At 43.5% G+C, this 11217-nt stretch carries 8 protein-coding genes and 2 pseudogenes; 7 read left to right on the plus strand and 3 right to left on the minus strand.

Annotation, left to right across the window (positions count from 1 at the left end; translation table 11 throughout):
- The first annotated feature begins 116 nt into the window (after positions 1 to 116).
- From COW15_RS05835 to COW15_RS05850, 4 genes are all read left to right on the plus strand, one after another.
- A complete protein-coding gene (locus tag COW15_RS05835) occupies positions 117 to 572 on the plus strand; it encodes a DUF2726 domain-containing protein (protein ID WP_293630867.1) in 456 nt (151 codons plus the stop codon).
- Entirely contained in the window at positions 479 to 700 is a 222-nt protein-coding gene (locus tag COW15_RS05840) for a DUF2726 domain-containing protein (protein ID WP_293630905.1), read from the plus strand. The genes COW15_RS05835 and COW15_RS05840 overlap by 94 nt, the downstream gene beginning before the upstream one ends.
- 429 nt (positions 701 to 1129) lie before the next feature.
- Entirely contained in the window at positions 1130 to 3385 is a 2256-nt protein-coding gene (locus COW15_RS05845; RefSeq protein WP_293630869.1) for an alpha-amylase family glycosyl hydrolase, read from the plus strand.
- Between the two features lie 105 nt (positions 3386 to 3490).
- The gene (locus COW15_RS05850; RefSeq protein ID WP_293630871.1) at positions 3491 to 5374 is read left to right on the plus strand and encodes a glycoside hydrolase family 13 protein; all 1884 of its coding nucleotides are present in this window, start codon (positions 3491 to 3493) and stop codon (positions 5372 to 5374) included.
- 275 nt (positions 5375 to 5649) lie between these two features.
- Here the strand turns inward: COW15_RS05850 and COW15_RS05855 are convergent, their stop codons facing one another.
- Positions 5650 to 5943: a His/Gly/Thr/Pro-type tRNA ligase C-terminal domain-containing protein gene (locus tag COW15_RS05855; protein ID WP_363699902.1), complete on the minus strand. Its 294-nt coding sequence runs from the start codon at positions 5941 to 5943 to the stop codon at positions 5650 to 5652.
- 45 nt (positions 5944 to 5988) lie between these two features.
- A pseudogene (locus COW15_RS05860) lies at positions 5989 to 6849 on the minus strand (aminoacyl--tRNA ligase-related protein); the annotation flags it as partial.
- A gap of 651 nt (positions 6850 to 7500) precedes the next feature.
- On the opposite strand from COW15_RS05860, the pseudogene COW15_RS05865 reads away from it, so the two are divergent.
- The 3 genes and pseudogenes from COW15_RS05865 to COW15_RS05875 all read left to right on the plus strand — a co-directional run.
- Positions 7501 to 7839 (plus strand): annotated as a pseudogene (locus COW15_RS05865) (hypothetical protein); the annotation flags it as partial.
- Positions 7840 to 7937: 98 nt separating this feature from the next.
- Positions 7938 to 9434, plus strand: coding sequence for a hypothetical protein (locus COW15_RS05870; protein WP_293630877.1), 1497 nt, complete (start codon positions 7938 to 7940; stop codon positions 9432 to 9434).
- Between the two features lie 299 nt (positions 9435 to 9733).
- Positions 9734 to 10450, plus strand: coding sequence for a hypothetical protein (locus COW15_RS05875; protein ID WP_293630879.1), 717 nt, complete (start codon positions 9734 to 9736; stop codon positions 10448 to 10450).
- Between the two features lie 268 nt (positions 10451 to 10718).
- On the opposite strand, the gene COW15_RS05880 is transcribed toward COW15_RS05875, so the two are convergent.
- The coding region (locus COW15_RS05880) for a hypothetical protein (RefSeq protein WP_293630880.1) at positions 10719 to 11217 on the minus strand (499 nt) is incomplete at its 5' end.

Raw genomic sequence — 11217 nt, forward strand, 5'->3', positions numbered from 1 at the left:
CTAACAAGATGTGGTCACTACTCTCAACGACTCATTATTTTTGGCATTAAAGTACTAGCAACTAACGGATAGGTGCTTAGCAAGTCACAACGACAATACTAAACAAGGATGTAATGATGAATTCGAATCAATTAATACTTATCGGGCTGGGTTTGGCGATTATTATTTTCGTGCCGCTACTCTTACGCATTTTCACTAATTTGCTTATCCCAACTTCAGATAATAACTATCGCTACCGTAAACAAGACGCCCTATTTTCCAATACTGAACGCTCCTTTCTCGGGATATTAGATCAAGCTGTAGGCGAACAATTCCGAATACTGGGCAAAGTGCGTATCGCAGATGTTATCACCCCAGAAAAAGGCATGAACCGCAAACACTGGCAAATTGCCTTTAATAGAATTTCAGCCAAGCACTTCGATTACTCCCGAATTCAACTCCGAAGTGCGACAAGAACACACTTGAAGTTATCGCCGCAATTGAACTCGACGATAAAAGCCATAAGCAAACACGTACTCAGCAACGCGACCTCCTCATCGAGCAAGCCTGCGAAAGCGCCAAACTGCCATTAATCCGCTTCGACGCCAAATGCAGCTATCAGCTAGAGCTTATTCGCAGCACTATACACACCGCCTTACCAGCCACAACTCACGCCGCTAAAGAGTCAGCACTCATACTAACGGCAAAATTCTTTGGCTGACGTCAACTAAGCATCGGAGGCAATATCTAGTTCATTGAGAAGTTTAGGGTGATTATTATTGATACAGCCTTTTTATCGAAAAAGATGTGCCCTGACTTTTTGTGAGCCCCAAAATTTGTTGGTATAAAGCAGCTTCACTCATCATTGAAATTTAAGAGGAATTTGACTAGAACTATACCTACTCCACCATATTCAGGAAGAGCCAATTAACTTCAGTTCTTGGGAAAACCATACTCATTCATTATCGGATATAAACATTGAAGCTATAAATTGAAACGACTGAAAATAATTGAAGACATTATTGAAGATAGTATTGAATACGTATGTAGGAACTTGTTCATCCGCCGATTTTTTGTTCAAGTGAGTTGTTTAATTAGGTATTCCAATAGCAACTCATTAGACACTCAATAAATAAAATAAGGGACGATGATGAACAAACATTTATTCAGGACGATGAAGACGTTCAGTTTTATTGCATTTACGCTAACCGCCTCGGGGAGTTATGCGGCCGGATCTCTGGGCCCCATCACGGCTAAAGACACAGTTTACCAAATTCTGACCGACAGATTTTATGACGGCGCCCCAACAAACAACATACCGGCAGGTTCACCTTCGCAGATCTTCGATGGTACAGGCAGTGACATGAAACTGTATCAAGGTGGCGACTTTAAAGGAATAGTGGCCCAAATTCCCTACTTAAAGAATATGGGAATCACGGCAGTTTGGATATCGGCACCTTATGCCAACAGAGATGAGACCATTATCGATCACCAGACGGATGGCAGTCAGGTCATTTGGTCCAGTTATCACGGCTACCATGTGAGCAATTATTATCGCACCAACTCGCACTTCGGCACTATGCAAGACTTTAGTGATATGGTCGAAGCGCTGCACGCCAATGGAATAAAAGTCGTGATTGACTTTGTCTCTAACCACACGAGTCGTTGGCAGAATCCGACCAATGGAAATACGCCCGAGAATGGCCGTTTATACGAGCCGGATAGGGATGCCAACAATCACTTCGTGTTTGACGCCGGTGGCGATCCTGTCGATCTTAATAATGACGGCTCTTCCGATAATTTAATTGCCGATCCCAATGGAACCTTGAATCCTGATTGGTTTCACCGTAAAGGTGACAGAGGCAGTGACAGCAGCCGATTCGGCTATCGTTATCGGGACTTGGGTTCACTGGCAGACTTCACACAGGAATTACCTGCCGTGGCACAATATTTGGAAGAAGCGGCAATTTTTTGGAAGGGCAAAGGCATAGATGGCTATCGCCATGATGCCACCCTGCACATGAATCCGGCCTTTGCCAAGGGCTTCAGAGACGCGATCGATTCCGCCCCGGGTGGTGCAGTGACGCATTTTGGTGAGTTTTTCATAGGGAAACCGGATCCCAAATATGCCGAATACACCTCATTTCCAACGAGGACCAACATCAATAATCTCGATTTCGAGTTTTTCCGAACCATGACCAATGTGTTTGCCAATGGCTCCGAAGATATGAACACCCTGGCAAATTTTTACCAATACACGGCCAATGACTATCGCTATGAAAATCAGACAGTCACCTTTATCGATAACCATGATGTGCCACGATTCCTGAGAATTAACAGCGATCACCGCAGCCTGGATGTTGCACTGGCCACATCACTCGTCTCCCGCGGGGTTCCCAACATTTATTATGGTACCGAACAATATGTTAACGGCCATGACGCGAGCGAAAATGGTGGCCGGGTGTTCCTGCAGGTCGATAAGCCATTCAGCCAAACGACTGCCGCCTATAAAATCATTCAGAAACTCTCTGCATTGAGGCAGGAAAATGATGCCTTGGCCTATGGCTTAACCAATGTGCTCTATTCCACAGCCGATGTACTTGTCCTATCGCGTAAATTTTACGATAAGGAAGTGGTCGTCGCGATAAACCGCAGCCCATTCAACGCCTACACAGTGCCGGATCTGGCAACCAGTCTGCCCACAGGCAGTTATGCCGATAAGTTGGCGGGTGAGTTGTCCGGCGACTCGGCCACAGTAATCAGCGCCGGGACCGGTCAGAAAATAGCCTCATTCCAACTAAGCCAGCAGGAGGTCAATGTCTGGAGCTATAATGCCGATCTCGGCACGGCCCCACACATAGGCGACATGGTGTCTGTCGCCGGGAGAGCAGGCAACGAAGTGACCATCTTGGGTACGGGTCTTGACGGTGCGGTCCAGGTTTATTTCGATACAGTGCAGGCGCAAGTGAACTCAAACAGCGGCACTGAAATTAACGTCACAGTACCCGGCATGGCCGGCGGAGAGAAAATAGTCACGGTCAAAAAAGCCGGGGTTACCAGCAACAACTTCAGCTTTAATCTGCTGTCGGATGATCAAAATCAAATGATTTTTCATGTGCAAAAAAGCACGGCCCTAGGACAAAAAGTCTATCTGGTCGGCAGCATACCCGAATTGGGAAGTTGGGATCCCGCTAAGGCTGTGGATGCCTTCCATAATCCGGATCCCGTCGAATGGTACAATTGGTTTCTGCCTGTGAGTGTGCCTAAAGCGACCTCTTTCGAATATAAATATATCTTGAAGGATGATCAGGGCAATGTGATATGGGAAGGTGGCGCAAACCGTACCGCGACCTCATCTGCCGATGCCGCAGGAGTCGTAGATCTGCCACAGACCTATTTCCAATAATGGTTTTAACCTTGGCGCCTGGGTGACCAGGCGTGCAATGTTTCAACACCCAGCCGCGTAAACTGTCCTTATCTAGCAGCAGAATGCCTGCGAGTGATTAACCCTATGAATATGCAATACATCCTGAGGCAAGCCAGTTATTTAAGCTTGTTGCTAACGTTTTCAGTATTGGCATCAACAAATAATGACGTCATGCCTAAGTCGGCCCCCCAAGCCGGCGAGTTTGTGCCTGAATGGGCCAAATCCGTGGTCTGGTATCAGATATTTCCCGAACGCTTTCGTGATGGCGACACCACCAATAACCCCGAGTTGGCCGATATCCTGGGCGCAGATCCAGTCGAACCACCCAAACAGTGGCACATGCATCCATGGGGCAGCGATTGGTACCAACGACAAGATTATGAGTTGGCCAACGGTGAAACCGAATTATGGAAACACCTATTGCGCCGCAGATACGGCGGCGACTTACAAGGGGTGATAGATAAACTGGGCTATCTGCATGAACTTGGGATCACCGCCATTTACCTCAATCCCGTCTTCGACTCGCCGTCGCTGCATAAATATGACGGCGCCAGCTATCACCATATCGACCCCAACTTCGGCCCAGACCCTCAAGGTGATCGCGCCCTGATGGCAAAGGAAAATCCACTGGACCCAAATACTTGGGTATGGACCAAAGCGGACGAACTGGCGCTGCAGCTCATAGACAAAGCACATAAGTATAAAATGAAGATCATCTTCGATGGTGTCTTTAACCATATGGGCGTTAACAGCTTTGCCTTTAAGGATCTCAAGCTCAAACAGCAGGATTCTGCTTATAAAGACTGGTTCAGTGTGAAGAGCTTCGATGATGCAACAGCAGGTACTAGCTTCGATTACGAGGGCTGGTTCGGGGTTAAATCACTGCCGGAGTGGCGCGAGGATGAGCATGGCATAGTCTCTGGCCCGAAAGAATATATTTTCAATGCCACCAGGCGTTGGATGAATCCCAAAGGCATGGGAACGCAATTTGGCATAGATGGCTGGCGTCTGGATGTGGCCTTCGAAGTCCAACATGCATTCTGGAAGGATTGGCGAGCCTTGGTCCGAAGCATCAATCCAGAGGCCTATATGACAGCCGAATTAGTCGATAAGCCAGAGAAAGTCATCCCCTATTTTCAGGGTGACGAATTTGATGCGGAGATGAACTATAACTTCGCCTTCACCGCGGCCGAGTTCCTGTTTAATCCCGCCGGGATGAGCATCTCAGTTTCCCAATTCGATGCAAAACTTAAACAGTTGCGTGAACTTTACCCCGCTGGCGTCGCCTATGTTAATCAGAATTTGTTTGGCAGTCATGACACCAATCGCCTTGCATCGCACATAGTGAACCGGGGGCTGGGTCATTTCCGTGACTGGGGAAAGTATTTTAACCTGTCGCAGGCGGCCAATAACCCAGAGTACCGAGTGCGTAAGCCCAATGCCGATGAAATCCGGCTGCAAAAGCTATTTGTGATTCTGCAGATGACCTATGTCGGTGCACCTATGATTTATTACGGTGACGAAGTCGGTATGTGGGGCGGGAACGATCCCGACAACCGCAAACCCATGCTTTGGCCGGACATAGGCTACCAAGCCGAGCGTTACTTGCCCGATGGCACCGAGCGCGCCGTCGATGAGTGGGATACTGTCGCAATAGATCAAGACTTGCTGTCACACTATAAACGCCTCATCGCCATCAGAAATCAATATGCAGCTTTGCGGCTGGGTGATTTCGCCAGCCTGTTAATCGACGATAAGCAAGGCATCTACGGATTTGCGCGCCATTATCGGGGGGAGACCATCTGGGTGTTGCTGAATAATTCGAATGTGGCGCGTCTGGCGACCCTGACTGCAGTGGCAGATAAAGGTATGAGGGATCTTATGAGTCAGGAGGTGTTCCAGCCACAGCAAGGAAAACTTGAAGTGACTATTCCCGCGAAATGGGGCCGGATCCTGACGTTCGAATGACAGTTGTGCCGAAACAATAAATGGCCATAAATAAATGGCCATCCTTAATAAATCAACAACATAATGCACTTTTGGCTTACCTTCGTCTGTACTGACTAACATTGTCTGAACGAGTGCTATCAAATGTGGCAAGGACCGCATCTGAGGCAATAAAAGGCACAGTTGAAGCCTTTTATCGGTAAGCCTTAGCGCAAAGAGCGGGATCATAAAATAAGTAAAAGGCTAGCCATGGGAACCCTAGCTAGCCTTAGATAACAAACACCATCTTCCTTAGGTTATAGCTTGCGCTCTAGTTTATCCGCGAGATAGTCGGCTAATTCAGCAAGAGGGATGTGAGTCATAACGCCGTCTTTGCGGCACTTAACTGACACACACTTCTCGGCTTCTTCCTTATCCCCAACCGTTAAGATGTAAGGCACTTTTTGCTTGTGAAAGCGTTTCATTTTGCGGGCAACTGAGTTTTGACTGATATCGACCAACACTCGCATGTCTCGTGCTAAGCATAATGCGGCTAACTGACGGACAAATTGGCTGTTTGACTCATTCACAGAGGCGATAGCAACAGGCACGGGATGTAACCAATCTGGCAGGTTACCCTGTGAGACTTCCAAGAGAATCCCCAGCCAACGCTCGATAGAGCCATACATAGCTTGGTGCATAATCACTGGCCGTTCGAATTCCCCTTGCTCATTGGTGTAGTGAACATCGAATCTTTCAGACAAATTAAAATCAAACTGGATAGTGCCACACTACCAGCGTCGCCCCATAGAATCTGTCAGTGACAGTTCAATTTTAGGACCATAAAAAGCCCCTTCACCCGCTTGATACTCGGCATCAAAGCCCTCAATCTGGCAGGCTGAATCCAATAGCTTTTGTGCTCGGCACCATTGCTCGTCGCTGCCTAATGCCTTCTCAGGTTTAGTCGATATTTTTACGTCTAAATTATGGTAGCCGTAATCACCATAAACCTGTTTTGCCCGTTGGAGAAAACCACATATCTCCTCCTCTGCCTGGGACCAACAGCAAAAGACATGGGCATCATCCTGAGTGAACTGGCGAGCGCGCAGGCAACCATTTAACGAGCCAGAGGATTCATTACGGTGAACCAAGCCAAACTCAAATAGTCGCAGTGGCAAATCTCTATGGCTATGTACCCCACGCTTAAACAGCAAAATATGGGCAGGACAAGACATGGGTTTTAACACATATTCATCGATGTTTTCCTTTCCACCACCGAAAAACATGTTCTCTGCAAACATGTCCATATGCCCAGACGTTTGCCATAACTCCTTCTTCATAAAAACAGGCGTGTTCACCTCCTCAAAACCATTGCGGCGATACACGCGCCTCATGTGCTCTTGAATATCTCGGAATAACGCCCAGCCATTCGGGTGCCAAAAAATCATACCTGGCGCCTGTGGTTCAGAGTGAAACAGGTCAAGTTGTTCTGCAATTTCGCGATGTGTTTTCATCATTCTCTCCCGAGCTAAATCTGAGTAAAATTTGAGTTAAATCTGAGCGAAATACAAAACCAAGGTATAAAAAAACCCCCTGGCGATGTCGCTCAGAGGGTTTTTTTAAAGACGCAAAAAACTACCCCCCGAGAATTCTCGTGGTGGTAGTGGTGGTGTTAATTGCGCTTAGGTATATTTTGTTCATGGGCCAGTAATAACAAATCATCCCTATCGCAGCAAGCAATTTGTTTATAAATCCCCCAGTATCGCGTTAGCATCTAGTCACTAACACACTGCGTTTAAACTCAGACAGCCCCTGCCACAAGTCATTCTTTAAAATCAGTTTTGTGATAAAACGCATTGATTAAACCGCACAGAGCGGGTTAAAGTGTGACCACTAAGGAAAATGCAGGGCAGATCTGAACTCAATTATCATTATCGAGCACGCTATTTAGGGATGAAGAAGCAAATCAGTTATCTGCCTCACCCTCTTAAAAGCCACCTCTGTCACCCAGCTAAATCAGCGCAGGGTAAGCCTGTGTAAGTAATGGAATTAACGACCCCCTTTTTACGGCAAGGATGTAAATGGCAGATTTTACTAACAATATTTTATCGGTAGTGATCATCCTCTCCAGCATGTTTGTCACGATTGGAGTGATGTATACGCGGAGCAAAGACGGGCGCTTAAACTTCCCCTCGTGGACAGAAACCAAACCCATAGAACAGGCGCAGCGCCAAGTACTCTTGTTAAGAGAACGGGTCAGCCAATGGTTAACCAAAGCCACAGGCTCCCCCGTCGCCGCCACCCCAGCCCTAGTATTCCCCAGCTGGTATGTCACGAGTCAATCAAAACCACCGTTCCCGCATCTTTGTTATAAAGAGCTGAACCACAAACAATTAGTCGGAACGATCCCGAAACTGAAAACTCAAGATCTTACCCAGCAACAAGTCGACTCCATCATCTACCAAGTCGCCCAAAGATGCCTAAGTAAAAGCGAGGTGGGGAAATGATGATAGTGAAATTTTATTCAAAACCTATTACTTCTCTCCTAATCAGCAAAATTTTTTCTAAAACAGAATGTAAAAATAATCACTAAGGAAGTTTGATCATGAGTCGCTGGCAAGCTCAGTTTGAAAATCACCCATTCCAAGTTATTTGGAATGATATAATTTCTAAATCTGAAATATTAACTGTTGATGACGAATCCGTTATTACAAATGTTGAGGAAGTTGCTCGTTTAAAAAAGGTCGTATCATTTTTATCAAGCTTAATTGCATCTATCGATCCTGATCTTATTCCAGTATCGACTTGGCAAAACTTCCAAAGTCAATGCCAGCCATGTTTAAATGAAATAAATTCTTATATATTAAATAGAAATATTGGACACATTCGAAATGCCAACAACAGTCACCTTGACAATCTTCTAACATATATACGTCCATATGTAGTACATACAGATAGTGCAGTAAAAGCTGCCGCTAAATCGACTAGAGAATACACAAAATTCATATCTGAAAGTATTGAGTCATTAAAGAACAAAACTTTAGAGTATTCACAGAATTTCAAAAATCAGTCAAATGAAATAGAAAAAATTAAAACTAATATAATAGAGAAGTTTGATAATATAAACAATCTTCATCAAGAAATGTCAGAGTTAAGAAATCGTTATTTTTACGGTGATGAAAATGAAATAGCCATAGAGGCAAGAGTCAATACGTTATTGTCATCCATAAATGATCTATACGATCAAATCAGTGAATATTATCGAAAATTGTTAGATAATGGTAGCGATTCTATAGCCAATCAAATAAATGTAGCTAGTGAGTCATCACAGTCATCTGCTGAAGAAATTTCAGTACTTCTATCAGAAACGGAAAAACAACTTAAAGAATTGAAAACATTTCATCTTCGAGTTGTAGGTAAAGAAGATGTTGATGGTAAATTGGTAGGAGGATTACAAGAAGAATTAAACAATCGTCAATTAGCTTTAGATAATTTCAAGCGAGAACAGGAATTAAGATATAAAACACTTAATGAACAGATAGAAAACTTATTACCAGGGGCCACTAGTGCAGGCTTGGCGACGGCTTATCGCGCTATGAGAAAGTCTTTTAGCGAACCAATTAAGCAATACTCAAAGTTATTCTATATATCAATTGCAATTCTAGCTGTTATAGCGTTTATTTCCACTATAGATAGTATCGGTTTCCCAGAATTAATTAAGTTTGTAGATGTCACAAACATTAGTAACCTACTTAGTAATTTATCTCATAAGTTACCAGTAATTTTACCAGTATTGTGGCTTGCATTATTTGCATCCAAACGAAGAAATGAAGCCCAAAGACTACAACAAGAATATGCGCATAAGGAAGCTTTAGCCAAATCTTATCAAAGTTTTAAAAACCAAATTGATAACCTTCAAGATGGAAAAAAAGAACAATTACTGGAAAAATTACTTTCTGCCGCTATTGATGCTGTCGCAGCTAACGCTTCAAGTGCTTTAGATGGGAAGCATGATGAAAAAACTCCAATTCATCTTGGATTAGGTAAAACGTTAGAGCAGCTTGAAAAAATAAAAGGAATTGCACAATTTAATAATAAATAGTACTCCATTAAAGTAGCACAATAATTCAACGGTTACGTCCTAAATACAGCATTGTTGCACCAGTGACCTTCTAAAACATGGATGTTTTAGAAGAATCTACAAGGACGCTAATGTTTAAATCATGGACGGCGAGTCACTGGTGAAATTGTGTAAAAGCAGGCAATTGGCAGAGTAAAAATGCAATTTTTTAAAGCTTACTCTGATTCCATGTACACGCCGACATCAGAGCAATGTCCACTTCGCCCTCGAGCATCTGGACGACGCAATAACCCCAAAAAAAAACACTGGCGAATTTATAAATGATCAAAGAAGACACAAAAAGTTTTTTAGAGTGGATATCAACACACTGGGTAATGATTTCTACAATAACCAGTTTTATATTGACTAGTATTGGAGTTATCGCAACTTCATCATTCTACGAGCAATTCGGCATAAACTATATTGAGTTAGCTGAACTATCGGATTTTGCTAGGCACACTGTTTCACAAAGATATGTTGTAGCTTTCGCGATCTTTACAGCAGCAACAATTTCTTTGATATTTTTCATTTTAATCAAAATGGATAAAAAACATTATTCTATAAAAAAGCTAAACAGCGTTAAAAACATTCGTTTAAAATGGTGGAAAACGCTCCTTCTAGTATTTTTGCAATTTTTATTCGCGTTCACGATCTCTGTTATCTACGCATTTTTTGCGGCATTGATGATACAAGCAGACTCTGATTATAGAAATAAAACAATGTCAGCTATAATTAACGTACCTGCAGTGCAAGAGAAAGATTCATTAACATGCGTGCATTACTTAGGCAGAATTGGCTCTAATCATATTTTCCATGATCGAATGAGTAAGGTATTTGTTAAATCAGTGTCAACAGTTGGAGGTATTATTTATATAGATACTCTATACAAGAACCGTCCTAAATTTAAAAATAACGGTACCGAATTCACTGATGAATATATTAAATGGCAAGAGAAAATAAAGAAAACATGTGGTGATGATTACTTTGGCCCGGAATAAATTTCTGGCCGAATAAATTGCCACCCATGATAAAACAACAACATAATGCACTTTTGGCTTACCTACGTCTGTACTGGCAAAAATTGCATAAACGAGAGCCAGCAAACGTGTCAAGAAGTGCATCTGAGATAATAAATTGAGCTAATTCGTTCAAAAATGGCGTATTTCAGACTAGGTAAGCCATCCATAGTGCTTGGGAAGTGCTCGGCGATGATTGTTTTCGAAGCGTGATTTAAGATGGGTGGCGCGATTTCATCACTGTTATAACCTACTCATGCATTTTTTCTATGCTTCGTCGAAATCCTGCAGGATCTTTGCGTATCGCCTCATAATAGGCAAGGAACGCTTGATACTTAGCCGATGCCATTAACCAGTTTGCCAACAGCGGGAAAATCACAAAACAGAGGAAAAACCACTTATTTTCATGTTCAAATGTCAATAATAACAGCGAGTAACAGACAAGCTGGAAATAGATATTTATCTGGTTTACTTTCACTGCTTTTGGTCTACCTCGTATAATCAATATATTTGGAATAACAATACTCAGGGTCATTATCAATGCACTCGAGACGAACAGGAGACCAAACTCTTCTGGCGTAAATTCACCCCAAAGCGTCTGTAACGTTAAAATTACCAGCGGGCATAGAACCCCTGCACCAAACATAATGAACATGATGACTGCAATGCCGACGACGAACATGCCGATAGAAAAGTCATGTTTTTCAAAAAAATTATCTGGCATCGACGCCCAACTCCTCATAAATGCC

This window comes from Shewanella sp. CG12_big_fil_rev_8_21_14_0_65_47_15 (genome assembly GCF_002783505.1).
GTDB lineage: Bacteria > Pseudomonadota > Gammaproteobacteria > Enterobacterales > Shewanellaceae > Shewanella.

Excerpts from the sequence above, each read along its gene's own strand:
- COW15_RS05875 (WP_293630879.1), top strand. The coding sequence starts at position 9,734 with ATGATCAAAGAAGACACAAAAAGTTTTTTAGAGTGGATATCAACACAC.
- COW15_RS05870 (WP_293630877.1), top strand. The coding sequence starts at position 7,938 with ATGAGTCGCTGGCAAGCTCAGTTTGAAAATCACCCATTCCAAGTTATT.
- COW15_RS05850 (WP_293630871.1), top strand. The coding sequence starts at position 3,491 with ATGAATATGCAATACATCCTGAGGCAAGCCAGTTATTTAAGCTTGTTG.
- COW15_RS05845 (WP_293630869.1), top strand. The coding sequence starts at position 1,130 with ATGAACAAACATTTATTCAGGACGATGAAGACGTTCAGTTTTATTGCA.
- COW15_RS05835 (WP_293630867.1), top strand. The coding sequence starts at position 117 with ATGAATTCGAATCAATTAATACTTATCGGGCTGGGTTTGGCGATTATT.